This is a genomic window from Saccharothrix sp. CCNWYY140, assembly GCF_037401995.1.
In the GTDB taxonomy this organism is placed as follows: Bacteria; Actinomycetota; Actinomycetes; order Mycobacteriales; family Pseudonocardiaceae; genus Actinosynnema.
Map to the genome: position 1 here is coordinate 21,315 of NZ_JBBEGC010000003.1, position 24,558 is coordinate 45,872.

Genomic DNA, 24,558 nt, shown 5'->3' on the forward strand with positions numbered 1-24,558 from the left:
ATCCGTCCGAGCGGGTGTCCGACAAGCGCCCTGACCGGCCGGGACTGTCCCGGACGCCCCGGTCGCGCCGGGGAGCGCCACGGCAGGAGTTGGTCGCGTGTTCGCGCTGCGTGGGCCGTGCGCGGGCTACGGTGATCGTGTGAAGGGGAGCGATTCGGATACCAGGGTTCCGCGCCTGCTGCGGGTCACCGCCGCGCTGAGTTGGCGGTTCGTGGCGGTGGTCGCCGCGCTGTACGTGATCGGCGTGGTCGTCGGGTACCTGACGACCATCGTCATCCCGGCCGGGGTGGCGCTGCTGCTGGCCGCGCTGCTGTCACCGGCGGTGGCGCAGCTGACCCGGGTCGGGGTGCCCAAGGGCCTCGCGACCGGGCTGGTGCTGGTCGGCGGCATCGCCGTGGTCGGCGGGGTGCTCACCTTCGTCATCACCGAGTTCTCCAAGGGCCTGCCGGACCTCCAGAAGCAGGTCGGCGCGAGCCTCGACACGATCCGCGAGTGGTTGCGCGACGGGCCGGCGCACCTGACCGACGCCCAGCTCCAGCAGTACCTGGACCGGGTCGTGCAGACGATCAAGGAGAACCAGGCCGAGATCACCTCCGGCGCGCTGACCACCGCGGCGACCGTCGGCGAGCTGCTGACCGGCCTGATCCTCGCGCTGTTCACGCTGATCTTCTTCCTGCACGACGGCGACGGGATCTGGCGCTTCCTGATCCGGGCCGTCCCGGTCGACGTCCGGGACCGCGCGGACGTGGCGGGACGGCGCGGTTTCGCCTCCCTCGTGTCCTACGTGCGGGCGACGGCGCTGGTGGCCGTGGTGGACGCGCTCGGTGTCGGCATCGGTCTGTGGATCGTGGGCGTCCCGTTGGTGGTGCCGCTGGCCGCGCTGGTCTTCCTGGGCGCGTTCATCCCGATCGTCGGCGCGGTGATCACCGGCGCGGTGGCCGTCCTGGTGGCGCTGGTGGCCAACGGGTGGGTCGCGGCGCTGATCGTGCTGGCCATCCTGATCGGCGTGATGCAGCTGGAGTCGCACGTGCTGCAACCGCTGCTGCTGGGCCGCGCGGTGAAGCTGCACCCGCTGGCCGTGGTGCTCGCGATCACCGCGGGCCTGGTCGTCGGCGGGATCTCCGGCGCGCTGCTGTCCGTGCCGCTGCTGGCGGTGCTGAACTCGGGCATCCGGTCGCTGCTGTCGGAGTCGGACAAGGCCGTCGAGCCCCGGGAGGTGGACGTCCACGAACCGCAGGAGACCGGGCCGGTGGACACCGGCGGCGAACGCGTGGAGGACCTGGAGTCCTAGGCCATCTCCACCAGGTTCCGGCCGTACCCCTTCGCGGCGAGCAGGGCGGCGTCGGCGGCCACCAGCAGGTCCGGCAGCTCGTAGCCGTAGCGCTGGGTGGTCGCCACGCCGATGCTCACGGTCAGCCCGGTCAGCAGGTGCTCGCGGCCGTCGGTGCCGACCGTGGTCACCGCCAGGCCCGCCACCGCCAGCCGCACGCGCTGCGCCACGGACCGGGCGATCGCCGGCTCCGCGTCCGGCAGCAGTACCACGAACTCCTCGCCGCCGAAGCGTCCGACCAGGTCACCGCGCCGGACCGTCCCGGACAGCAGCAGGGCCACCGCAGACAGCGCCGCGTCCCCGGCGAGGTGGCCGACCTCGTCGTTGACCCGTTTGAAGTGGTCCAGGTCGAGCAGCATCACGGCCATCGGCCGGTTGCGGGCACGGGCCTTGGACAGCTCGTACCGGGCCTTGCCGTCCCAGTGCACGGCGTTGGCCAGGCCCGTCTTAGCGTCCCGCTGCGCCGACCGCCGCCAGTGCGGCAGCTGGGCCGCGCGTTCCAGCAACGCCATCGGGGCCGCCGCCATGAGCGCGTGCACGGGGGTGGCCGTGGCGACGAAGCCCATCAGGCCGCCGATGCTCACCGCGACGACCCCCAGGACGGCGTCGATCGGCTCGCCGACGACCTCCTCGGCGGGCGCGCGCGGGCTGCGCAGCTTGAGCCCCAGCGCGATGATCCCCGCGCGCAGGAGCAGCAGGACGGTCGCGCCGAACACCATCACCAGCAGCTCGCGGTTCGGGCTCACCCAGCCCAGCAGCGCGCGGGTGGCGAACACCGAGATCGCGGTCGCGGACAGCGTGAACACCCAGCGGTGCGACTCGGGGCGCTGGGCCAGCACCCCGTGCAGCGCGGGTCCGAACAGCAGCAGGACCAGCAGGTTGCACGGCAGCGCGATCAGCCCGGCGGTCAGGTAGGTGAGGTGGGCGGCCCACGGGTTGCGCTCGGACTCGCCGATGCGGTGGCTGTAGATCGAGCTGCCGATGATCACCGCGCCCGCGGTGCCGGCGATCGCGCCGAACCGGGCGATGGCGTCGGAGTCGGGGGTCGGCGTGGCGGCTATTACGTACACAACCACCGCGAGCGCGACCAGGTCGACGGCCAGCCAGTAGGCCAGGGCGGAGCGCCGCAGCGTCCACAGTGGCCAATCGCGCACGCTCACCCCACCCCTCGCGCCGGAGTCGAATAGCGCGGTGTCGCCCGAGAGTCACACCCAGTGATGCGGGCAAGCCTTCCACACCCGCCGACGCCGGAACAGACGGCCACCTGGGGGTTAGCTGCGCCACTCCGACACGGCAAAATCACCGGTGAAGGGAGCACACCGTGCACACAGAGCCGGGCCGGACGGGTCCATCGGTGACCGGGGACCCGGTCGCGCACCTCTGGCGGGGAACCGTCGCACTACGGATCGTGACGTTCCTGTTCGCCCTGGGCAACGCCGCGGTCCACCACAGCACCTACGAACGGCCGTGGCTGGCCTGGACCGTGATCGCCGTGATGGCCGCGTGGACGGTGTTCACCAGCGTCGCCTACAGCCGCGAAGGCGGCCGGCGGCCGTGGCTGGTGTCCGCCGACCTGGGGTTGGCGTGCGCGTTGATGTCGCTGTCGCCGCTGATCATGACCGATTTCCAGTTCCTGTCGAACGTCCCGCTGATCACCACGATCTGGGCGTCCGGGCCGCCGGTCGCGGCGGGCGCGCTGGGCGGGTCGGTCGCGGGCGCGCTGGGCGGGCTGGTCGTCGGCCTGTTCACCTACCTGAGCCGGGGCGTGCTGAGCGTGGACCTGGTGCGGGACGTCGTGCTGCTGTCCGGCGCGGGCCTGGTCGTGGGCATGGCGTCCACGACGGCGCGCAAGTCGGCCGTGCGGCTGGAGCAGGCTTTGCGCACGGAGGCGGCCACCGCGGAACGCGAGCGTCTCGCGCGGTCCATTCACGACGGAGTCCTCCAGGTGCTGGCGCGGGTGCGCAAGCGGGGCCTGGAGTTGGGCGGCGAGGCCGCGGAACTGGCCGAACTGGCCGGTGAGCAGGAGATCGCACTGCGGTCGCTGGTCGCCGCCGCACCCACCGAGTCCACTGTGGACGGCGACGCGGACCTGCGGCCGGGACTGCAACTGCTGGCGACGCCGCGGGTGCAGGTGTCCACTCCGGCCACCCAGGTGATGCTGCCCGCCGCGACGGCGTCCGAGCTGACCGCCGTGGTGCGCGAGGCGCTGTCCAACGTGGACAAGCACGCGCCCGGCGCGAAGGCGTGGGTGCTGCTGGAGGATCTGGGCGACGAGGTGGTGCTCAGCGTCCGCGACGACGGACCCGGCATCCCCGAGGGGCGGCTGGCGTCGGCCGAGGCGGAGGGGCGGATGGGGGTCGCCAAGTCCATCCGGGGCCGGGTCGAGGCGCTGCGTGGGACGCTGGAGTTGCAGACCGGCCCGGGGGAGGGCACTGAGTGGGAGGTGCGGGTCTACCGATGAGCGTGTCCGTGATGGTGGTCGACGACCACCCGATCTGGCGGGACGGGGTCGCGCGCGACCTCGCCGAACGCGGGTTCGACGTGGTCGCCACCGCGGGCGACGCGGCGTCGGCGGTGCGCATCGCCCGCGCCGTGCGGCCCGACGTTGTGCTGATGGACCTCAACCTGGGCGAGTCGACCGGGGTGGAGGCGACGACGGTGATCACCGGGTCGCTGACCGGGACGCGGGTCCTGGTGCTGTCGGCCAGCGGCGAGCACGACGACGTGCTGGAGGCGGTGAAGGCGGGCGCGTCGGGCTACCTGGTGAAGTCGGCGTCCGCGGAGGAGCTGGTGGAGGCGGTCAACCGCACCGCCGCCGGCGACGCCGTGTTCACCGCGGGCCTGGCGGGCTTGGTGCTGGGCGAGTACCGCCGCATGGCCGCGACCCCGGACGAGGACAAACCGCAGCTCACCGACCGCGAGACCGAGGTGCTGAGGCTGGTGGCGAAGGGCCTGACCGCCCGCCAGATCGCCAACCGCCTGGTCATCTCGCACCGCACCGTGGAGAACCACGTGCAGTCGACGCTGCGGAAGCTCCAACTGCACAACCGGGTCGAGCTGGCCCGGTACGCGATCGAGCACGGCCTGGACGTCGAGCCGGAGGGGACATGACAGATCCGAGGCAGTGGCGGGTGTCCGACGCCGAGAGGGAACACGTGGTGGGGGTCCTCCAGAAGGCGATCGGGCGCGGCCTGATCGACCTGGACGAGTTCACCGAACGGGCCGACACGGCCCTGGCCGCCAAGACCCGCGAACAGCTCAACACGGTGCTGATGGACCTGCCGGGGGTCGTGCACAACGACCAGGTCCTGGTGGCGGCGGCGGTCGACCCGCTGGAACTGAAGTCGACCATGTCCACGATCCGCCGCAAGGGCGCGTGGACGGTGCCCCGGACCGTGGTGGTGCGCAACCGGATGGGGTCGACCGAACTGGACTTCCGGGAGGCGTCCATCGCGCACGCCGTGGTGGACGTGGAACTGGACGTGCTGGCCGGGTCGGTGAAGCTGGTCGTGCCGGAGGGCGCGACGGTGAACACGGACGCGGTCGACCTGGCGGCGAGCTCCCTGAAGGACAAGGTCGGCGGCACCGGCGGCCACCCCCACTTCATCCTGCGCGGCCACGTGACCGCGGGCTCGGTGGAGGTCAAACGCAAGAAGAACTGGCTCCGCAGCGCCTGACCCCTCGTCGGGGTGGCCCACGTCGGCCCACCCCGACGAGCTCACTCCTCGACCGCTGGCGGTGTCACCGGCGCATCGAGCGCAGCGGGCGCGCCCATCGCGAGCAGCTCACGTCGTGCGGGCTTCCGCGCTGTGGGACACCACCTCGATCCGGCCGCGGTGACGATGTCCTCGGCCTGTCCCTCCGCTTCCTCCACGACCCTGGCGGCGATCGGCCGGCTCGCCGCAGCCTCCCGGACCGCCTCGAGCAGTATCGGCCTCCGCCTTCCTGATCTGGGTTCCTCGTCGTGCGAGCCGGGGGCGGGCCGCCCAGGATCGGGGTATGCGTTGTCTGGTCACCGGTGCGACCGGGTACCTCGGTGGGCGGCTCGTGCCGCGGTTGCTCGACCAGGGGCATGAAGTCCGGTGCCTGGTGCGGGAGCCGGGGAAGTTGCGGGACGTGCCCTGGGTGGACCGGGTCGAGGTGGTGCGCGGGGACGTGCTCCAGGACCTCGCCGAGGCCGTCGAGGGCGTTGACGTCCTCTACTACCTGGTCCACTCGCTGCACGACCCCGACTTCAGCGACGCCGACCGCAGGGCCGCCGAGAACACCGCGCGGGCCGCCGAGGCCGCGCGGGTGCGGCGGATCGTCTACCTCGGTGGGCTGCACCCGCCGGGCGCCGACCTCTCGCCGCACTTGGCCTCCCGCACAGAGGTCGGCGAGGTGTTCCTCCAGTCGGGGGTGCCGGCGGTGGTGCTCCAAGCGGCCGTCGTGATCGGGTCCGGGTCGGCCAGTTTCGAGATGTTGCGCTACCTGACCGAGCGCCTGCCGGTGATGGTGACGCCCCGCTGGGTGCACAACCGCGTCCAGCCGATCGCCGTCCGGGACGTCCTGCGCTACCTGGTCGCGTGCGCCGACCTGCCCGAAGGCGTCAACCGGACCTTCGACATCGGTGGCCCGGACGTCCTCACCTACCTGGACATGATGCTGCGGTACGCGCGGGTCGCCGGGTTGCGCCCGCGGCGGGTGCTGCCGGTGCCCGTCCTCACCCCGAAGCTGTCCGCCCACTGGGTGAACCTGGTGACCCCCGTGCCCCGCTCGATCGCCGCGCCGCTGATCGAGTCGCTGGTCCACGAGGTGGTGTGCCGGGAGCACGACATCGAAGCCCTGGTCCCCGGCCCGACCACCGGCTACGACCAGGCCGTTCGGTTGGCCCTCACCCGCGTCCGGGACGGCCGGGTGGAGACCCGATGGTCGGGCGCGGCCACCCCGGGCGCGCCCTCGGACCCGCTGCCCAGCGACCCGGACTGGTCGGGCGGCTCCTCCTACGTGGACGTCCGCGAGCAGCGCACCAAGGCCTCCCCGGAGCGGCTGTGGGCGGTGGTGGAGGGCATCGGCGGCGAGCACGGCTGGTACTCGTTCCCGCTGGCCTGGGCGGTGCGGGGGTGGCTGGACCGGCTGGTCGGCGGGGTCGGGTTGCGGCGCGGGCGGCGGGACCCGGAGCGGGTGCACGTGGGCGAGGCGCTGGACTGGTGGCGGGTCGAGGAGGTCGAGCGCGGCCGGCTGCTGCGGTTGCGGGCGGAGATGCGGGTGCCCGGGTTGGCGTGGTTGGAGCTCCGGGTGGCGGCGGCGGACGGGGGCGGGTCCACTTACCGCCAGCGCGCGGTGTTCGTGCCGCGCGGCCTCGCCGGGCACCTCTACTGGTGGCTGGTGTGGCCGTTCCACGGGCTGGTGTTCGGCGGCATGGCGCACAACATCACCAGTGAAGCGGAGCTTACAAGCGAGTTCAGAAAGTCCTGATGGACTGCACAAGCGCGACGGGAGCACACTGCCGGCATGAAGGCACTGGTCAAGGCGACCGCCGGGCCGGGACTGTCGCTGGTCGACGTCCCCGACCCGACCCCGGGCTCGAACGACGTGGTCGTCCGCGTCCTGCGCACCGGCATCTGCGGCACCGACCTGCACATCGACTCGTGGGACGAGTGGGCCGCCCACAACATCCACGCGCCGCTGGTCCTGGGCCACGAGTTCGTCGGCGAGGTCGTCGAGATCGGCCCGGCCGTCACCGGGGTCGAGGTCGGCGACGTGGTCAGCGGCGAGGGCCACCTGGTGTGCGGCACGTGCCGCAACTGCAAGGCCGGCCGCCGCCACCTGTGCGCCCACACCCGCGGCCTCGGCGTGCACAGCGACGGCGCCTTCGCCCAGTACGTGGTGCTGCCCGAGCAGAACGCCTGGGTCCACCGCGCCCCCGTCGACCTGGACGTGGCGGCGATCTTCGACCCGTTCGGCAACGCCGTGCACACCGCGCTGTCCTTCCCGGTCATCGGCGAGGACGTGCTGATCACCGGCGCCGGCCCGATCGGCATCATGGCGGCGGCCGTGGCCAAGCACGCGGGCGCGCGCAACGTCGTCATCACCGACGTCAGCGAGCACCGGCTGGACATCGCCCGCAAGGTCGGCGTGGACCTGGCGCTGGACGTGACCAAGCGGTCCATCGCCGACGCCCAGGCCGAACTGGGCATGACCGAGGGCTTCGACGTCGGCATGGAGATGTCCGGCAAGCCGGTCGCCCTCCAGGACATGATCGGCAACATGGCGCACGGCGGCCGGATCGCGATGCTCGGCCTGCCCGCCGAGGAGTTCGCCGTGGACTGGAGCAGCGTCGTGCTGAAGATGCTGCACATCAAGGGCATCTACGGCCGCGAGATGTTCGAGACCTGGTACTCGATGTCCGTGCTCCTCCAGCGCGGCCTCGACCTCACCCCGGTGATCACCCACCGGTTCGACTACACCGAGCACGCCGAGGCCTTCGCCACCGCCCGCGAGGGCAAGTGCGGCAAGGTCATCCTCGACTGGACGGGAGCCCACTGATGTACGGCGCGATGCGCGACGACCTGCGTTCCGGCCTCGACGAGATCCGCGCGGCGGGCCTGTACAAAGCGGAACGGGTGATCGGGACACCGCAGAACGCCGCCGTCCGGGTGGGCGCGGGCGACGAGGTGCTGAACTTCTGCGCCAACAACTACCTGGGCCTGGCCGACCACCCGCAGCTGGTGCAGGCCGCCAAGGACGCGCTGGACCGGTGGGGTTTCGGCATGGCGTCCGTGCGGTTCATCTGCGGCACCCAGGAGCCGCACAAGGAGCTGGAGAAGCGGCTGTCGGAGTTCCTCGGCACCGAGGACACCATCCTCTACAGCTCGTGCTTCGACGCCAACGGCGGCCTGTTCGAGACGCTGCTCGGCGCGGAGGACGCGATCATCTCCGACGAGCTGAACCACGCGTCGATCATCGACGGCGTCCGGCTGTCCAAGGCCCGCCGCTTCCGCTACAAGAACCGCGACATGGACGACCTGGAGCGTCAGCTCAAGGACTCCGCGGACGCCCGCTACCGGCTCATCGCCACCGACGGCGTGTTCTCGATGGACGGCTACCTCGCGCCGCTGGACGAGATCTGCGACCTGGCCGAACGGTACGACGCCCTGGTCATGGTCGACGATTCCCACGCTGTGGGCTTCACCGGCCCGACCGGGCGCGGCACGCCGGAGCTGTTCGGCGTGCAGGACCGGGTGGACATCGTCACCGGCACGCTCGGCAAGGCGCTGGGCGGCGCGAGCGGCGGCTACACGTCCGGGCGCGCGGAGATCGTGGAGATGCTGCGGCAGCGGTCCCGGCCGTACCTGTTCTCCAACTCGCTGGCGCCGTCGATCACCGCCGCCGCGATCGCCGCGCTGGACCTGCTCAGCTCGTCCGGCGAGCTGCTGGACCGGCTGCGCGCGAACACCGCGCTGTTCCGGGCCCGGATGACCGAGGCGGGCTTCGACCTGCTGCCCGGCGAGCACCCGATCATCCCGGTGATGATCGGCGACGCGGCGGAGGCGTCCCGGATGGCGGACCTGCTGCTGGAGCAGGGCATCTACGTGATCGGCTTCTCCTACCCGGTGGTGCCGCACGGCAAGGCCCGCATCCGCACCCAGATGTCGGCCGCGCACTCGACCGACGACGTGAACCGGGCGGTGGACGCCTTCGTGGCCGCGCGCGAGGCGATGCGCGGCTGACAATGAGCCGGTGATCGATCCCCGACGGCTGCGCGTGCTGCGCGCGCTGGCCGACCACAGCACCGTGACGGCGGCGGCGCAAGCACTGCACCTGACGCCGTCCGCCGTGTCGCAGCAGCTCGCGGCCCTGGAGTCCGAGGTGGGTCAGGAGCTGCTGCGCCGGCGTGGGCGGCGGGTGTCGCTGACGTCGGCCGGCGAGCTGCTGGTGCGGCACGCGAACGCCGTCGCCGCCGAGTTGGAGCGCGCGCAGGCGACGCTGGCGGGCCTGTCGTCGGGCACCGCCGGCCGGGTCGAGGTGGGCAGCTTCGCGTCGGCGATCACGCAGGTCGTGGCGCCGGCGCTGGCTCGGCTGCGGGTGTCCGCGCCGGGGGTGGTGGTGCGGGTGCGGGACGTGGAGGGGCACGCGAGCGTGCCGCTGCTGCTGGACGGCGAGATCGACCTGGCGATCACCGAGGAGTACCGGCCGCGCCGCGACGACGGCAGGCTGACCCGGTTCCCGCTGTACACCGAGCCGTTCGACGTGGTCCTGCCCGCCGACCACCGGTTGGCAGGGCGGGCTGAGGTGGACCTGCGGGACCTGGCGGAGGACGACTGGGTGGCGACGCTGCCCGGCAACCCGGTCCGGGACGTGGTGGAACTGGCCTGCGGTGATGCCGGGTTCGCGCCGCGGATCGTGCACACGTCCGACGACTTCAGCGCCGTCGGAGCGTTGGTGCGAGCGGGTGCGGGTGTGGCTCTGGTGCCGCGGCACGCGTTGCGCGGCATCCCGGTCACGGGGACTGCGCCGCTGCGCCGGGTTTTCGCGGCAGTTCGCAAGGGCAGCGAGGACCACCCGCTGATCAGGGCCGTGTTGGACGCGGCTCGGGGTTGAGGCGGCTTCGGCGGTCGGTGGCTTCGGCGTTTGGTGGCTTCAGCGTTGGCCGGCGAAGGCGATCGTGGTGGCCTCGAAGCCTCGGCCGTTGTCGTGCAGCGGGGTGCTGTCCAGGGCGCTGTGGTGGAAGGTCGTCAGCACCGCGTTGTCCGCGCTGTCCAGCACGGTGGTGGTCTTGCCGCACGCCAGGAAGACGCGGCGGTCCCCGGGCGGGATGGCCAGGCTGCGCGCGTCCTGGCGCACGCGGGTGACCTGGTAGGTCGTGGTGTCCAGCACGGCGACCTCGCCGTCCAGCGCCACGTACACGCGCTCGCCGTCCGGGGTGACGGCCACGCTGCCCGCGCCCCGACCGACCTTCTGCTTCCAGCGGACCCGGTTGGTTTGCGGGTCGATCAGGCTCACCGTGCCGCTGCGGTCGGTCACCTCCAGCGAGCTGACGTAGACCGCGCTCCCGTCCGGACTGACGGCGACGTTCTGCGGCAGCCCGCCGACGGCGACCGTGGCCACCGGGGACGACGACTTGGTGTCCACCACGGTGACCGTGCCGTCCTGGGAGTTGGCGACGAAGACCAGGTCGCCGTTGGGCGCGACCGCGACGCCCTGTGGCTGTCGCCCCACGCGGACGGCGGCGACGAGGTGGAACTGCCGCGTGTCGACCACGGCCACGACGTCGCTGCCGGTCACGTACAGGCGCTCGCCGTTGGGGTGCAACGCGGCGCGGGCCAGTTGCACGCCGGTGTGGATGCGGCCGGTGATCTCGCCGACCACCGGGTCGACGGCCGTGATGACGCCCGAGTAGCCGTTGACGACGTAGACGCGGCTGCCGTCCGGGGCGACCGCGGCCCCGGTGGTCCACGCACCGGTGTCGACCTCGGCGCGGAGGTGGCCGTCGACGGAGTCCAGGACCTGCACCTGGCCCTGCCGGGCCACGACGTAGGCGAGCGGGGCCCGGGTCCCGGCGGCGGTGATCACGGTCGGCTGCGGCGGCTCGCCGAAGGCCGGGACGAGCGCGGTGCCGACGAGCAGCGCCGCGCAGAGGAGGGCGGCTCGTCGTCGGACCATGCGCGAATGGGAGCACCTGCCGGCCGCGCCGATCCACTCCAGTCCTACCGACGAGTGATTTCTTTGCCGGAGCGAGTGAACCTCACGCCGCCGGCGGGGGTGTGCCCGGCGTCGGTCGCTCGGGGGGCGAAACGACCGACGCCGGGCCCCTGCCGGTGCGTTGCACCGGTGGTCGTTCCCCGACGACGTACAACTACACCAGGTTGACGCACGGCGCCGCGTTTTGGATCCCGACCCGACCTAATTCGCGGAAATTCGTCTCGCCGCCACCAACTTGGCGTAGCGCGTGCCCGCCGTCAGGAGCACCAGGCCTGCGCCGATGAACGCAAGGACGCGGGCGACGCCGTCCAGCGCGGCCAGGTCGAACAGCAGCAGCTTGGCCACCGCCGAGCCGACCAGGACCAGCCCGGCGACCCGCAGCGACCGCACGTCGATGCCCCGCACCAGCAGCACCAGGGCGGCCAGCGTCCAGGAGACCGTCACGACCGAGTGGCCGAACAGGAACCCGGCCTCGGTCCGCGACACGAGCAGCGCCGAGCACAGCACCACACCCGCCGTCGCGTACAGCACGACCAGCCCGATCAGCACCCACGGCAGCGGGTGCCGGTCCAGGACGCCCAGCCGCACCGCCGCGCGCGGCAGGGCGATCGCGGTCAGCGCCAGCACCAGGGCCGCGAGGAGGCCGGTCACCAGCTCGCCCCGCGTGCCCGTCCGCCACGGCGGCTCCAGCAGGAGGTCGAGCGGGAGGGCGGCGGCGAGCGTCATCATCAGGCCGATGCCGGCGAACACGGTCGAGCCGAGCAGCGACCCGCGCGACCGCAGCCGTTCGGCCAGCACCGCCAGCACCAACGCCTCGCCGAGCACGACCCCCGCGCGGACACTGCCGTCCAGGGCCAGGGTGGTCGACACGAACAGCGCCAACACCCCGACCGCGCCGACCCCGGCGGTGAACCCGGACGGCAACGACCGCCGCCCGACCACCCACAACCCGAGCATGACCACCGCGATAGCGCCCGCGAGCCCGGCACCCCAGGACTTGTCCAGCACGACCGTGGTCAGCAGAGCGGGCAGCGGCGAGCCCACGGCGAGACCGACCGCGGTGACGTCGCCCGGCCGGACCCGGACCGTGACGACGGCGGCGGCCACGCCGACCAGCGCGGCGAGCAGGGCGAGGCCGGCGAGCGTGCGGGCGTCCCGGGTGTGGCCGATGACCAGGAGGGTCGCCAGGAGCGGCGGGACACCGGCGGTGACCGCCACCGACGGCCAGTCCTTGCGCAGGTGCACCGGGCTCGCGGCGATCTTCAGGACCAGCAGGAAGCCGACGAGCAGCGGGGTGAAGCCATCGGTCAGGACCGGCGCGCACACCGCACAGGCACCCACCACGCCCGCCGCGAACAGCGCCGAGTCCCAGCGCATCGCCAACAGCAGACCACCGGCGGCGATCAGCAGCCCGACGACCAGGCCGCCGCCTTCGGGGAGGTACTCGTAGAGGGAGGTGGCGGCGACGACGTCCAGGTAGAGGACCGCGAACCCGGTGGCCGCGACGGCGAACGCACCCGTGCGGGAGGTCTCGGTGCGGTACAGGCGAAGGGCGATCGCGACCAGAACCGCGCCGAGCAGCGCACCACCGACCACGCGGGGGACGGGGCCGAGGTAGCCGCGCTGGACGGCGAGGACGAGCAGCAGAACCACACCCAGCAACGTGACCGCACCACCGACCCAGGCGAGCAGCTTGCTGCCGGCGCCGGGCTGGCTGAGCCGGTCGAAGAGGGAGGGACGCGGCGGCACGGGCGGTGTCGGCGGCATGTGCGGCAGGTGCGGCGCGGGCGGCAGGTGCGGCTGCCCACCCCACGGCGCGGTCGGCGCGGCGAACCCGGGCGCGGCCGGCGGGGTGAACTCGGACGCCTGCCGCACGGCGGACCCGGACGCGGCCGACGCGGGCGACCCAGGCGCGGCGGACCCGGGAGCGGTCGGCGCGGCGAAGCCCGGGGTGGGCATCGGCGGGAGCGGCTCCAGGGGCGCGCTCCAGCCGGTCCAGCGCGGGGGCGGGGCGGAGGAGGCGGCCCGCGCTTGGATCCAGTCGGCTCCTGGTTGAGCGGGCTGACCAGGTCCGGTCGGCGGGGCGGCTGCGGCCTCGGCCTGCGCGGCCTGGGCAGACGTGGTCGGCGCGGACGCGGTCGGCGCGGACGCGGTCGGCGCGGACGCGGTCGGCGCGGACGCGGTCGGCGCGGACGCGGCAGTTCGGGGTGCGGTCGGCGGGGACGCGGCTGCGGCGGCGACTGCGGCCGGCGCGGTAAGCGCAGCGGCAGTGGGCGCGGCAGGTTCGGTGGGCGCGGCGGGGTCGGTCGGCGCGGCGCTGGCGGTGCGGTCCGCAGGCGCAGCGGGTTCGGTGGGCGCGCCGGTGGAGTGGTCGGTGGGCGCGGGGGTGTGGGCAGGCGCGGCGGTGGGGGTTTGTTCGGCGGGGTGTGGCCTCCGGCCCCCGTCTCCATCTTCCCACCGGGGTACGACATCGGCGGGCGTGGCGGCGGTGGGAGTAGCAGGCGCGGCAGTGGTGAGGGTGGCGGTTCGGAGTTCTGCGCCTACTGCTTCCAGGCGGCGGCCGAGGTGGCCGAGTTCGTCCGCCAGCCGTATGAGGGGGTCCTGTCCAGTCATGTGACCAGGGTCGCGCCGATCCCGCGTATCCGGATCCGTACCTCTACTCACTCCGACATACCGAACCGGTCACGGAGCCTGAATCGTGAAACTTGACAGCGACCCCCGTGTAACCGATTAACTGCACCCCTGTAATCGATACCACGTGACCGAGGGGGTGCACAGCGTGACCACGATCAAGGACGTCGCGCAGCACGCCGGGGTCTCGACCGCGACCGTCTCCCGCGTCCTCAACGGGCACGCCGCCCCGACGCCCGAGACCCGCACCCGCGTCCTCGCCGCTGTCGAAGAGCTCGGCTACCGCCCCAACGCGCTGGCCCGCTCGTTGCGCACCACCTCGACCAAGACCCTCGGCCTGGTGATCAGCGACCTGGTCAACCCGTTCTTCGCCGAGATCGCGCGCGCCGTCGAAGAAGAGGCCCGCGCGCACGGCTATTGCGTGATCGTCGCCAACGCCGACGAGTCCGCCGACCAGCTCCTCACCTACGTCCGCACGCTGCTCGACCGCCGCGTCGACGGTCTGCTGGTGTGCCCGGCGACCGACGACCCGTCCTGGCTCGCGGAGGTCGAAGAGCGCGGGGTTCCGCTGGTGCTGCTTGACCGAACGGTGCCGGACGCGACCTGCCCGGTGGTCCGCGCGGACGGCGCGCAAGCGCTCGCGGACCTGGCCGAAGCCCTGAAGGCCGCCGGGCACCGGACCGTCGGCGTGATCGCCGGGCCGGCCGACACGAGCACCGGCCGCGAGCGCCTGGAGCAGTTCGCGCGCGGTGGCCTGGCCCTGCGGGTCGTGCACGGGGACTTCCGCCGGGAGAGCGGCGCGCGGGCGGCGGCCGAGTTGCTCGACGCGCCGGACCGGCCGACCGCGCTGGTCGCGATGGACAACCTGATGGGCCTGGGCGCGCTCGAAGAGCTCCGCCGCCGGGGCCTGACCGTGCCGGCCGACGTGAGCCTGGCCGTCTACGACGACCAGCCGTGGTTCCCGCTGCTGGACCCGCCGATCACGGTCATCGCCCAGCCCACCGTCGAGATGGGCCACGCCGCCGCCCGCAGCCTGTTGGCGCTGGTCGCGGGCGAGCAGCCGGCCGACGTCCAGCTCACCGCACGGCTGGTCGTGCGGGGTTCCTGCGGGGAGGCGACCGGTGCTGCTTGAGGCGCGGGACATCGGCAAGAGCTTCACCGGCGTGCGCGCGCTGGACGGCGTGGACTTCGACGTCCGCCCCGGCGAGGTGCACGTCCTGCTCGGCGAGAACGGCGCGGGCAAGTCCACGCTGGTCAAGGTGCTCGCCGGGGTGCACCAACCGGACACCGGCACGGTCGAGCGGCACGGCAGCCTGGCCGTGATCCACCAGGAGCTGACCCTGGTCCCGCAGCTGTCGGTCGCCGAGAATCTGTTCCTGGGCCGCCCGCCGCGCCGCTTCGGGATTGTCGACAAAGCGCGAATGCGACAGGACGCCAAAGCGCTCCTGGACCGCGTCGGCCTGGACGTCGACCCCACGACACCCGTGCGGAACCTGGGCATCGCCGGGCAGCAGATGGTCGAGATCGCCCGCGCGTTGAGCCTGAACGCCCAGCTCCTGGTCCTGGACGAGCCGACCGCCGTGCTCACCGACACCGAGACCGACCGGCTGCTCGCCATCATGTCCGAGCTGCGCGCGCAAGGCGTGGGCCTGGTCTTCATCACCCACCACCTCGACGAGATCCGCCGCGTCGCCGACCGGATCACGGTCCTGCGCGACGGCCGCAGCGTCGGCACCCTCCCGGGCACGGCCACCGTCGAGCACATGATCGAGCTGATGGTCGGCCGCACCATCGACGAGCAGTACCCGCGCCGCCGCACGGCACTCGGCGAGGTGCTGTTCAAGGTCGAGGGCCTGACCCGGCGCGGCGCGTTCCACGACGTCTCCTTCCACGTCCGCGCGGGCGAGGTCGTCGGGGTCGCGGGCCTGGTCGGGGCGGGTCGCACCGAGGTGGTGCGGGCGGCGTTCGGCGTGGACCCGTACGACTCCGGGACCGTCGAGGTCGCCGGCCGCAAGGTTCCCGCGCACGACGTGCAGGCCGCGGTGCGGGCCGGGCTCGGCCTGGTCCCCGAGGACCGCAAGGGCCAGGGCCTGGTGCTCACCTCGACCGTCGGCGACAACCTCGGCCTGGTCACGCTGAAGTCCAGCACCAAGGCCGGCCTGGTCGACCGCGCGGCCCAGCGGAGCAGCGCCGCCGAGATGGCGAAGTCGTTGCGGGTCAAAACCTCCGGGCTGGGGCAGCAGGTGCGCGAGCTGTCCGGCGGCAACCAGCAGAAGGTCGTCATCGGCAAGTGGCTGCTGGCCGACCCGCGCGTGCTGGTGCTGGACGAGCCGACCCGCGGCGTGGACGTCGGCGCGAAGGTCGAGATCTACGAGCTGGTCAACCGGATGACGGCGGCCGGGCGCGCGGTCGTGCTGGTGTCCTCCGACCTGCCCGAGGTGATCGGGATGAGCGACCGGGTGGTCGTGATGGCGCACGGCCGAGTCGCGGGCGAGCTGCCCGCCGGCACGACCCAGGACAAGGTGATGGCGTTGGCGGTTCAGGAGTTCCCGGCATGACAACGGTGGCCAGTCGCAAGAACTTCAAGGTGCTGTCCGACAACGGCGCGCTCGCGGGACTGCTGGTGCTGGTGGTGGCGTTGTCGCTGCTCGCGCCGTCGTTCCTGACCACCCAGAACCTGCTCAACGTGGGCGTGCAGGCGGCCGTGGTGGCGGTGCTCGCGTTCGGGTCGACGTTCGTCATCGTGTCCGGCGGCATCGACCTGTCGGTGGGCAGCGTCGCGGCGCTGTCGGCGATGGTCGGCGCGTGGTCGTCGGCCGAGGCGGGGCTGCCCGGACCGGTCGCGCTGCTGCTCGGCCTGGCCACCGGCGTGGTCGCGGGCCTGGTCAACGGGGCGCTGGTGTCCTACGGGAAGCTGCCCGCGTTCATCGCGACGCTGGCCATGCTCAGCGTCGCCCGCGGTCTGACGCTGGTGGTGTCGCAGGGCAGCCCGACCACCACGCCCGACGTCGTCACCTCGCTCGGGTCGAACCTCACCCCGTACCTGCCGGTGCCGCTGCTGGTGATGCTGGTGTTCTTCGGCGTCACCGGGTTCGTGCTGTCCCGCACGTACTCCGGCCGCGCGATGTACGCCATCGGCGGCAACGAGGAGGCCGCGCGCCTGTCCGGCATCGACGTGCGCCGGCAGAAGCTCGTCGTCTACGCGCTGTCCGGCTTGTTCGCGGCCGTCGCGGGCATGCTGCTCGCCGGTCGGCTGTCCTCCGCCGGCCCGCAGGCCGCCGTGGGCTACGAGCTGGACGCGATCGCGGCCGTGGTGATCGGCGGCGCGTCGCTGTCCGGCGGCGTCGGCCGCGCCACCGGCACGCTGGTCGGCGCGCTCGTGCTGGCCGTGCTGCGCAACGGCCTCAACCAGTTGCAGGTGTCCCCGTTCTGGCAGCAGGTGGTGATCGGCGCGGTGATCGCGCTGGCCGTCCTGCTCGACACGCTTCGCCGCCGTACCCGATGAAAGGAATGACGAAGATGAAGTTCCGCGGTGTGGCCGCGCTGTCGGCCGTCGCCCTGGCGGCGCTGACCGCGTGCGGTTCGGGGGCGTCGGCAGGTGGCGGTGGCGAGATCACCGTCGGCCTGGCGATCTCCACCCTGGACAACCCCTACTTCGTGGCCCTCAAGGACGGCGCCGAGAAGGCCGCCGCCGAGCTGGGCGTGAAGCTGACCGTGGTGGACGCGCAGAACGACGCCACCAACCAGGTCAACCAGGTGCAGACGTTCACCACCCAGGGCGTCAAAGCGATCATCATCAACCCGGTCGACTCCAAGCAGGCCGCGCCCGCCGCCAAGGCCGCCGAGAACGCGAACATCCCGCTGATCGCCGTGGACCGCTCGGTGGACCAGGGCAAGGTCGTCTCCGAGGTCGCGTCGGACAACGTCCAGGGCGGCACGCTGGCGGCGATCGAACTGGGCCGCGCGGTCAGCGGCGAGGTCGTGCACCTCCAGGGCATCCCGGGCGCGTCGGCCGCCCGCGACCGCGGCCAGGGCTTCGAGCAGGGCCTGAACTCCGGTGGCATCAAGGTCGTGGCGAGCCAGCCCGCGGACTTCAACCGCGCCAAGGGCCTGGACGTGATGACGAACCTGCTCCAGGCCAACCCCGGCATCAAGGGCGTGTTCGCGGACAACGACGAGATGGCGCTGGGCGCCATCAAGGCGCTGGGCGACCGGGCGGGCAAGGACGTCGCCGTGGTCGGGTTCGACGGCACGCCGGACGGCCTGAAGGCGGTCGAGGACGGCACGATGGCCGCGACCATCGCGCAGCAGCCCGACGTGCTCGGGCGCAAGGCCGTCGAGCAGGCGGTCAAGGCGGCGCGCGGCGAGGCGGTCCAGGAGGTCGTCGACGTCGAGGTGAAGGTCGTGACCAAGAAGAACGTCGCCGAGTTCAAGAAGTGAGTGGCGCAGTGGGCGTACTGGTGCTGGGCTCGGCCAACGCGGACCTCGTCGTGGCGGTGGAGCGCCGTCCGGGCGGCGGGGAGACGGTCCTGGGCGGCAACACGGTGGTGATGCCGGGCGGCAAGGGCGCCAACACGGCCGTCGCCGCCGGGCGGCTCGGGTGCGACGTCGCGCTGGTGGGCGCGGTGGGCGCGGACCAGTACGGCTCGCTGCTGCGGGAATCGCTGGCGTCGGCCGGGGTGCGCACGGGTCTCGTGCGCACCTCGGACCGGCCGACCGGCATCGCGTACATCACCGTGACGCCGGACGGGGAGAACTCCATCGTCGTGGCGCCCGGTGCGAACTCGGACGTGTCACCGTCCGATGTGGACTCGCTGGACTGGGACGGCGTCTCGGTGCTGGTGTGCTCCCTGGAAGTGCCGCTGTCCACTGTGGAGCACGGGCTCAAGGTCGCCGCGGCGCACGGGGTGCGGTGCGTGCTCAACCTGTCCCCGGTGGCACCGGTTGCAGCCGAGGCGCTGGCCCTGCTCGACCCGCTGATCGTGAACGAGCACGAGGCCCTGTCCCTGGCCGACTCGTTCTCCGGGCTGCTGTCGCTGGGACCGAAGTCGGCCGTGGTCACCCTGGGCGGACGGGGTGCTGCGGTCGTCACCGCCGACGGCGTGGTCGAGGTGCCCGCGCCCGCGGTCGACCCGGTGGACACCACCGGCGCCGGTGACGCTTTCGCCGGCGCACTGGCCTACCGGCTGTCCTCCGGTGACGACCTGGTAGCCGCCGCGCGGTACGCCGCGCGGGTGGCGGCGACGTCCGTGACGCGCGCGGGCGCGCAACCGTCGTACCCGACACCGGACGAGGTGCTCGCGTGAAGCGGACGGGCATCCTGCACGCGACGCTGAACGCCGAGCTGTCCCGCCTGGGCCACACCGACGAGGTGGTGGTCGCGGACTGCGGCCTGCCCATCCCGCCGGGCGGCCCGGTCGTCGTGGACCTGGCCTTCACGTTCGGGGTGCCGAGCTTCCTCCAGGTCCTGGACGGCCTGCTGGCGGAACTGGTGGTCGAGCGCGCGGTGGTCGCCGAGGAACTGGACGACCGCAACCCGACCTGCGCGCAGGCGCTGGCCCGGCGGCTGCCGCTGATCGACCGGATCAGCCACGAGGACCTGAAGGCGAGAACGGCCCGAGCCCGCCTGGTCGTGCGAACCGGCGAGGCCACGCCGTACGCGAACGTGCTGCTCCGCTGCGGCGTGCCGTTCTAGGCAGCCCCCGACTTCCAGCCTCCCACAGGGGTACGACACCCACGCTCGTCCGGCCGGCCAACCCCCACCGGCAGGACGACCCCGCGCCGAGTCCTCCGCGCCCACCTCCCGCCGCGGACCAACCCGGCGCACCCGCGACCCCACGGCGCTGCCCCGCCGTGGGGTCGCCGGCCCTACCCGCCCGCCCCGCCTCGGGGCCGCCCGCCGTGGGATCGCCCGCCGTGGGATCGCCCGCCATGAGGTCGCCCGCCATGAGGTCGCCCGCCGTGGGGTCGCCCGGCTCCCACAGCCACATGACCGACCTCGCCGCACATCTCGCCGCCCGCCATCCCCAACTTCTCCACCCCGCGCGACGAGCCGCTCTGTCGTACCCCCCTGGAAGGATGGAAGTCGGGGGCTGCTCTGAACGGCTGTCGCGGCGCCGGCGCGGCCCGGGGCGGCGTGAAGTGCTCGCGCGACCGGTTAAGACTCCGTTTCCTGCGGTAGCGGACTGGCCGGTAGTGGCGTTGTGTGGTTCACGTCCTCCTACTCGAAGGGTATGGTCTAGACCATGTCGAGCGCGCGCCTGAGCGGTGTCGGTGTGAGTTCCGGTCGGGCCTCCGGGCCCGTGGTGCGGGTGGCCGAGCCCCTCGGCGAGCCACCGGCCGAGCCCGTGCCCTCGGACGTGAGCGCGGAGGCCGCGCGGATCCGGCCGGCCGCGGACGCCGTCGCCGAACGGCTCCTGGCCCGCGCCGCGCGCGCGACCGGGGACGCGAAGGCCGTCCTGGAGACCACCGCCGCGATGGCCGCCGACCCGGCGCTGCTCGGCCAGGCGGAGAAGCTCGTCGCCGAAGGGCCGCTGCCCGCCGCGCGCGCCGTCCACCAGGCCGCCGCCGGGTTCATCACCGCACTCGAGGCCGCCGGCGGCTACATGGCCGAACGCGCCCGCGACGTGCAGGACGTCCGGGACCGCCTGGTCGCCGAACTGCTCGGCGTCGCACCGCCCGGCGTGCCGGACCTGGCCTCGCCGAGCGTCCTGGTCGCGCGCGACCTCGCCCCCGCCGACACCGCGGGCCTCGACCCGGCGAAGGTGCTCGCCCTGGTCACCGAGGAGGGCGGCCCCACCTCGCACACCGCGATCCTGGCCCGCGCGCTGGGCATCCCGGCCGTCGTCGCGTGCCGGGGCGTCCTGGCCTCCGACGCGCCGGCCCTGCTCGTGGACGGCGACACCGGCGTGGTGCAGTCGTCCGACGGCACGGTCCGAGCCGCGCACGTCGCCGGCAAGGCCGAGTGGAACGGTGTCGGCGTCCTGCGCGACGGCTACCGGGTGAAGGTCCTGGGCAACGTGGGTTCCCCGGCCGACGCGGTCGCCGCTGCCGCCGCCGGCGCGGAGGGCGTGGGCCTGTTCCGCACCGAGTTCTGCTTCCTGTCCTCCACGCAGGAGCCCAGCGTCGAGGACCAGCGCGGGGCCTACGCCGCCGTGCTCGCGCCGTTCGCCGGCAAGCCCGTCGTGGTCCGCACCCTGGACGCCGGCGCGGACAAGCCGCTCGCGTTCCTCGAACCCGACCCGGAGCCGAACCCGGCGCTGGGCGTGCGCGGCCTGCGCGTGGCGTTCGACCGCCCGGAGGTGCTGGACCGGCAGCTGGAGGCGATCGCCCTGGCCGCGAAGGACAGCGGCGCCGACGTCTCGGTGATGGCGCCGATGGTCGCGACGGCCGCCGAGGCCGCGTGGTTCGTCGAGCGCGCCCGCAAGGCCGGCATCGAGCGGGCGGGCGTGATGATCGAGGTCCCGGCCGCCGCGCTGGTCGCCCGGGAGATCCTGGCCGTGGTCGACTTCGTCTCGCTGGGCACCAACGACCTGGCCCAGTACACCTTCGCCGCCGACCGCCAGGTCGGTGCGGTGGCCGCGCTCAACGACCCGTGGCAGCCCGCCCTGCTGCGCCTGGTGAAGCTGGTCGGCGACGCCGGCACCGCGCTGGGCAAGCCGGTGGGCGTGTGCGGCGAGGCCGCCGCCGACCCGCTGCTGGCCTGCGTGCTCACCGGTCTGGGCGTGACGAGCCTGTCCATGAACCACACCGCGCTGGCCGGCGTGGGCGCGAAGCTGGCGTCCACCAGCTTCGACCTGTGCCAGCTGGCGGCCCGCGGCGCGCTCGGCGCGGCGGACCCGGCATCGGCCAAGCTCGCCGCCCGCGCACCCCACTAAGCGGAAGAGGCCCGTCGCAACGGGCCTCTTCCTGCGCTTTCACACCCGGGCGGGCACCCGCTCGTCCTCGACCGGCGGCGCTTCCTCGTGGATCGCCATCCGCTCCTGGATGCGCCGCAGCGGACCCGGAGCCCACCACGCGGCGTTGCCCAGCAGCTTGAGCACGGCCGGCACCAGCAGCATCCGGACCACGGTCGCGTCCAGCGCCAGCGCGAGGATCATGCCGACGCCGACGAACCGCATCATCGCGATCTGCGAGAACGCGAACGCGCCGGTCACCACGATCAGCAGCAGCGCCGCCGCCGTGATCACCCGGCCGGTCTTGGCCAGACCGGTCGACACCGCCTCCTCGGTCGACGCGCCGCGCCCCCGCGCCTCGACCATACGGGACATCAGGAACACCTCGTAGTCCGTGGACAGCCCGAACACCATCGCCGCCATCAGCACGACGATCCCCGACTCCAACGGCCCCGGCGTGACGCCCAGCAGCGAAGCGCCGTGACCCTCCTGGAACACCCACACCAGCACGCCGAACGTCGCCGACAGCGACAACGTGCTGACCAGGACCGCCTTGATCGGCAGCAGGATCGACCCGAACGCCAGGAACATCAGCACGAACGTGGCGCCGACCAGCATCAGCACCATCCACGGCAGCTCCGCCCGCACGGCGTCGAGGCTGTCGGACACCACGGCGGTGTTGCCGCCCACCAGCACCTCGTCACCGGGTCCGTCGAGCGCCCGGATGTCCTTGAGCGCCTGCTTGGCCTGGTCGGACAGCTGGTCCTGATCCAAGCCCGCGTTGACCAGCCACACGCCGTTCTTCGGCTCGGCGGCGATCTTCGCCTCGCCGACCCCGGGCACGTCGCCGACCCGCGTCGCGAACGCCTGCACGTCGGCGGGGGACGGGTCGCCGGTGATGACGATCTTGATGTTGCCCGACGCCAGGCCGGGGAAGTCGTTGTTGATCGACTCGGCCGCCACGCGCACGGCGTTGCCCTCGGGCAGCACCTTCTCGGTGACCTGGCCGAACGTCACGTTCAGGAACGGCGCGCCCAGCGCGACCAGCACCGCGACGATCGGCAGGGCGAACAGCACCGGCCGCTTCATCACCACGCCGGCGAGCTTGCGCCACCCCCGCTCCGACGGCTCGCCCTTCTTGCGCCACGGCATGGACAGCTTGTCCACGCGGTGCCCGAGGACGCCCAGCAGAGCGGGCAGCAGGGTCAGCGACACGACCATCGCGATGGCGACCGCGGACATGCCGCCGTAGCTGAGCGACTTGAGGAAGCCGTGCGGGAACAGCAGCAGCCCGGACAGCGCGATGACCAGCAGCGTCGCCGAGAACACCACGGTCCGCCCGGCCGACATGACGGTCCGCTTCACGGCCTGTTCGGGGGTGCGTCCCGCGGCGAGCTCCTCGCGGAACCGGCCCACGATGAACAGGCCGTAGTCGATCGCCATGCCCAGGCCGAGCAGGCTGGCGACGTTGACCGCGAACGAGTTCACCTCGGCGCCCAGTGAGATGACGTGCAGGACGCCCAGCGACCCCATGATCGCCAGGCCGCCGACCAGCACCGGCAGGGACGCGGCGACCAGTCCGCCGAAGATGACGATGAGCAGGAGCAGCACGATCGGCAGCGACACGGCCTCGGCGGTGGCGAGGTCCGACGACGACATGTCGTTGATGGCCTTCTGGGTCGGGACGAACCCGCCCACCACCTCGCTGACGCCGTCGACGTGCAGCTGGTCCTTGATCTGCTCGTACTGCTTGACGTGGGTGTTGGAGTCGCTGCCGCGCAGCGTGATCGCGACCAGCGACTTGCCCGCCGGGGGCGACGGGTACGGGTCCTGGACCGCGAGGACGGCGTCGGAGGGCAGCCCGGACAGCTGGGCGTCGATCTTCTGGAGCAGCGCCGGGTCGACCGTGTCGTACACGACGACGACGTCGCCGCCGGTGCGCCCGAACGCCTCCTGCGCGACCTGGTTCGCCCGCGCGGACTCGCTGTTCGGGGCGTCGTAGCCGCCTTGGCTCAGCTTGTCGAACACCCCGAGACCCCACACGCCGCCCGCGACGGCCAGCACCACCGTCGCGATCAGCACCACCCATCGGCGGCGGTACGCCAGCGATCCCCAGTTCGCGAACAAAGCGTCCTCCCAGGCTGATGCGTTACGGTGGCGTGAATGGCGTGAACTTCGTAAACACCGTTCACTGAGATCTCCGCCCGACCGTACGCCCGGTGAACACCGTTTACAACCCGATGGGGTGACATATGACCGAGGCCACGCGCCGCGAACGGCTCCGAGCCGAGACGGAGCGCGACATCCGGCGGCAGGCACGTAACCTGTTGGTGTCGCATGGTCGCGATGCTGTCACCCTTCGTGCCATCGCCCGGGAACTGGGCATCACCGCGCCCGCCCTCTACCGGTACTACGACTCGCGCGAAGACCTGCTCCGCCGGCTCGCCGACGACATCTGCACCGACCTCGCCACGGACCTCGACGCCGACCTCGCGGTCGTCCCGCCCGACGACGTCACCGCCCAGGTCTACGCGGTGTGCCGCGGCTTCCGCCGCTGGGCGCTGGCCCACCCGCAGGAGTTCGCGCTGGTCTTCGCGAGCACCGAGGCCACCCTCGGCGTGTGCGAACCCGACCACCGCCACCAGGTCGGCGACCAGTTCGGCCGGATCTTCCTGGAGGTCGCGGGCCGGCTCATCGCGAGCCACCCGGCGCCCACGCCGCCCCCCGCCGACGTGCCGGAGAGCCTGCACGCCGACCTGGAGGTCTTCCGCCGGGTCCTCCTCGACACCGTCGCCGCCCAGGGCGTGCCGGTGGACCCCGAGGTGCTGCCGCTGAACGCCGTCTACCACATCACCCAGTCGTGGGTCCGCCTCTACGGCCACGTGGCCCTGGAGGTCTTCGGCCGGTTCCCGTTCGCCATCGGCAACCCCGAACCCATGTTCGACTCGATGCTCGCCCAGATCCTGGCCGAGATGGGCTTCACCGACTGACCCCGCCACGACGAAAGGGCCGCCCTCC

General features: G+C 72.8%; 20 protein-coding genes. 16 read left to right on the top strand and 4 right to left on the bottom strand.

Annotated elements, in window-relative coordinates; all coding sequences use genetic code 11:
• The first annotated feature begins 139 nt into the window (after nucleotides 1-139).
• Nucleotides 140-1,291 (top strand): AI-2E family transporter, encoded by a 1,152-nt coding sequence (locus WBN91_RS02490; RefSeq protein WP_337725676.1) that lies wholly within the window; start codon nucleotides 140-142, stop codon nucleotides 1,289-1,291.
• On the opposite strand, the gene WBN91_RS02495 is transcribed toward WBN91_RS02490, so the two are convergent.
• Nucleotides 1,288-2,484: a GGDEF domain-containing protein gene (locus WBN91_RS02495; protein ID WP_337725677.1), complete on the bottom strand. Its 1,197-nt coding sequence runs from the start codon at nucleotides 2,482-2,484 to the stop codon at nucleotides 1,288-1,290. The genes WBN91_RS02490 and WBN91_RS02495 overlap by 4 nt on opposite strands.
• A 167-nt stretch (nucleotides 2,485-2,651) precedes the next feature.
• Between WBN91_RS02495 and macS the strand changes: the two genes are divergently transcribed.
• From macS to WBN91_RS02530, 7 genes are all read left to right on the top strand, one after another.
• Nucleotides 2,652-3,791, top strand: coding sequence for a MacS family sensor histidine kinase (gene macS, locus WBN91_RS02500; RefSeq protein ID WP_337725678.1), 1,140 nt, complete (start codon nucleotides 2,652-2,654; stop codon nucleotides 3,789-3,791).
• Nucleotides 3,788-4,441 carry a response regulator gene (locus tag WBN91_RS02505; RefSeq protein ID WP_121223998.1) on the top strand — a complete coding sequence of 218 codons (654 nt, stop codon included), beginning with the start codon at nucleotides 3,788-3,790 and terminating at the stop codon, nucleotides 4,439-4,441. Before macS ends, WBN91_RS02505 begins: the two co-directional genes overlap by 4 nt.
• Nucleotides 4,438-5,007 (top strand): DUF1707 SHOCT-like domain-containing protein, encoded by a 570-nt coding sequence (locus WBN91_RS02510; protein WP_337725680.1) that lies wholly within the window; start codon nucleotides 4,438-4,440, stop codon nucleotides 5,005-5,007. The genes WBN91_RS02505 and WBN91_RS02510 overlap by 4 nt, the downstream gene beginning before the upstream one ends.
• 322 nt (nucleotides 5,008-5,329) lie before the next feature.
• A complete protein-coding gene (locus WBN91_RS02515; RefSeq protein WP_337725681.1) occupies nucleotides 5,330-6,787 on the top strand; it encodes an SDR family oxidoreductase in 1,458 nt (485 codons plus the stop codon).
• Nucleotides 6,788-6,823: 36 nt separating this feature from the next.
• Complete coding sequence (gene tdh / locus WBN91_RS02520; RefSeq protein WP_337725682.1) at nucleotides 6,824-7,858, top strand: L-threonine 3-dehydrogenase; 1,035 nt, start codon at nucleotides 6,824-6,826, stop codon at nucleotides 7,856-7,858.
• Entirely contained in the window at nucleotides 7,858-9,042 is a 1,185-nt protein-coding gene (locus WBN91_RS02525; protein ID WP_337725683.1) for a glycine C-acetyltransferase, read from the top strand. The genes tdh and WBN91_RS02525 overlap by 1 nt, the downstream gene beginning before the upstream one ends.
• A 10-nt stretch (nucleotides 9,043-9,052) precedes the next feature.
• The gene (locus tag WBN91_RS02530) at nucleotides 9,053-9,913 is read left to right on the top strand and encodes a LysR family transcriptional regulator (RefSeq protein WP_337725684.1); all 861 of its coding nucleotides are present in this window, start codon (nucleotides 9,053-9,055) and stop codon (nucleotides 9,911-9,913) included.
• Between the two features lie 39 nt (nucleotides 9,914-9,952).
• On the opposite strand, the gene WBN91_RS02535 is transcribed toward WBN91_RS02530, so the two are convergent.
• Both WBN91_RS02535 and WBN91_RS02540 read right to left on the bottom strand, forming a co-directional pair.
• Nucleotides 9,953-10,975, bottom strand: a complete 1,023-nt coding sequence (locus tag WBN91_RS02535; RefSeq protein ID WP_337725685.1) for an outer membrane protein assembly factor BamB family protein — start codon at nucleotides 10,973-10,975, stop codon at nucleotides 9,953-9,955.
• Between the two features lie 240 nt (nucleotides 10,976-11,215).
• The gene (locus tag WBN91_RS02540) at nucleotides 11,216-13,627 is read right to left on the bottom strand and encodes a DUF2339 domain-containing protein (RefSeq protein WP_337725686.1); all 2,412 of its coding nucleotides are present in this window, start codon (nucleotides 13,625-13,627) and stop codon (nucleotides 11,216-11,218) included.
• A gap of 166 nt (nucleotides 13,628-13,793) precedes the next feature.
• Between WBN91_RS02540 and WBN91_RS02545 the strand changes: the two genes are divergently transcribed.
• The 7 genes from WBN91_RS02545 (at nucleotide 13,794) to ptsP (ending at nucleotide 21,522) form a co-directional block, all read left to right on the top strand.
• Entirely contained in the window at nucleotides 13,794-14,777 is a 984-nt protein-coding gene (locus WBN91_RS02545) for a LacI family DNA-binding transcriptional regulator (RefSeq protein ID WP_337725687.1), read from the top strand.
• Complete coding sequence (locus WBN91_RS02550; protein WP_337725688.1) at nucleotides 14,767-16,203, top strand: sugar ABC transporter ATP-binding protein; 1,437 nt, start codon at nucleotides 14,767-14,769, stop codon at nucleotides 16,201-16,203. The genes WBN91_RS02545 and WBN91_RS02550 overlap by 11 nt, the downstream gene beginning before the upstream one ends.
• Nucleotides 16,200-17,150, top strand: coding sequence for an ABC transporter permease (locus tag WBN91_RS02555; protein ID WP_337725689.1), 951 nt, complete (start codon nucleotides 16,200-16,202; stop codon nucleotides 17,148-17,150). The genes WBN91_RS02550 and WBN91_RS02555 overlap by 4 nt, the downstream gene beginning before the upstream one ends.
• Nucleotides 17,151-17,164: 14 nt before the next feature.
• On the top strand, nucleotides 17,165-18,085 hold the full coding sequence (locus WBN91_RS02560; protein WP_337725690.1) for a substrate-binding domain-containing protein: 921 nt from the start codon (nucleotides 17,165-17,167) through the stop codon (nucleotides 18,083-18,085).
• A gap of 8 nt (nucleotides 18,086-18,093) precedes the next feature.
• On the top strand, nucleotides 18,094-18,951 hold the full coding sequence (locus WBN91_RS02565) for a ribokinase (RefSeq protein WP_337725691.1): 858 nt from the start codon (nucleotides 18,094-18,096) through the stop codon (nucleotides 18,949-18,951).
• A complete protein-coding gene (rbsD, locus tag WBN91_RS02570; RefSeq protein ID WP_337725692.1) occupies nucleotides 18,948-19,340 on the top strand; it encodes a D-ribose pyranase in 393 nt (130 codons plus the stop codon). Before WBN91_RS02565 ends, rbsD begins: the two co-directional genes overlap by 4 nt.
• A 550-nt stretch (nucleotides 19,341-19,890) precedes the next feature.
• Nucleotides 19,891-21,522 carry a phosphoenolpyruvate--protein phosphotransferase gene (ptsP, locus tag WBN91_RS02575; RefSeq protein ID WP_337725693.1) on the top strand — a complete coding sequence of 544 codons (1,632 nt, stop codon included), beginning with the start codon at nucleotides 19,891-19,893 and terminating at the stop codon, nucleotides 21,520-21,522.
• Between the two features lie 39 nt (nucleotides 21,523-21,561).
• Here the strand turns inward: ptsP and WBN91_RS02580 are convergent, their stop codons facing one another.
• The gene (locus tag WBN91_RS02580; RefSeq protein ID WP_337725694.1) at nucleotides 21,562-23,667 is read right to left on the bottom strand and encodes an MMPL family transporter; all 2,106 of its coding nucleotides are present in this window, start codon (nucleotides 23,665-23,667) and stop codon (nucleotides 21,562-21,564) included.
• A gap of 125 nt (nucleotides 23,668-23,792) precedes the next feature.
• Between WBN91_RS02580 and WBN91_RS02585 the strand changes: the two genes are divergently transcribed.
• Nucleotides 23,793-24,530: a TetR/AcrR family transcriptional regulator gene (locus WBN91_RS02585; protein ID WP_337725695.1), complete on the top strand. Its 738-nt coding sequence runs from the start codon at nucleotides 23,793-23,795 to the stop codon at nucleotides 24,528-24,530.
• Nucleotides 24,531-24,558 lie beyond the last annotated feature (28 nt).

Bases quoted from the DNA above. Each gene is read 5' to 3' on its own strand.
- WBN91_RS02560 (WP_337725690.1), top strand. From the start codon at position 17,165: ATGAAGTTCCGCGGTGTGGCCGCGCTGTCGGCCGTCGCCCTGGCGGCG.
- WBN91_RS02525 (WP_337725683.1), top strand. From the start codon at position 7,858: ATGTACGGCGCGATGCGCGACGACCTGCGTTCCGGCCTCGACGAGATC.
- WBN91_RS02585 (WP_337725695.1), top strand. From the start codon at position 23,793: ATGACCGAGGCCACGCGCCGCGAACGGCTCCGAGCCGAGACGGAGCGC.
- WBN91_RS02535 (WP_337725685.1), bottom strand. From the start codon at position 10,975: ATGGTCCGACGACGAGCCGCCCTCCTCTGCGCGGCGCTGCTCGTCGGC.
- ptsP (WP_337725693.1), top strand. From the start codon at position 19,891: ATGTCGAGCGCGCGCCTGAGCGGTGTCGGTGTGAGTTCCGGTCGGGCC.
- WBN91_RS02515 (WP_337725681.1), top strand. From the start codon at position 5,330: ATGCGTTGTCTGGTCACCGGTGCGACCGGGTACCTCGGTGGGCGGCTC.
- WBN91_RS02505 (WP_121223998.1), top strand. From the start codon at position 3,788: ATGAGCGTGTCCGTGATGGTGGTCGACGACCACCCGATCTGGCGGGAC.
- tdh (WP_337725682.1), top strand. From the start codon at position 6,824: ATGAAGGCACTGGTCAAGGCGACCGCCGGGCCGGGACTGTCGCTGGTC.
- WBN91_RS02540 (WP_337725686.1), bottom strand. From the start codon at position 13,627: ATGACTGGACAGGACCCCCTCATACGGCTGGCGGACGAACTCGGCCAC.
- WBN91_RS02510 (WP_337725680.1), top strand. From the start codon at position 4,438: ATGACAGATCCGAGGCAGTGGCGGGTGTCCGACGCCGAGAGGGAACAC.
- WBN91_RS02555 (WP_337725689.1), top strand. From the start codon at position 16,200: ATGACAACGGTGGCCAGTCGCAAGAACTTCAAGGTGCTGTCCGACAAC.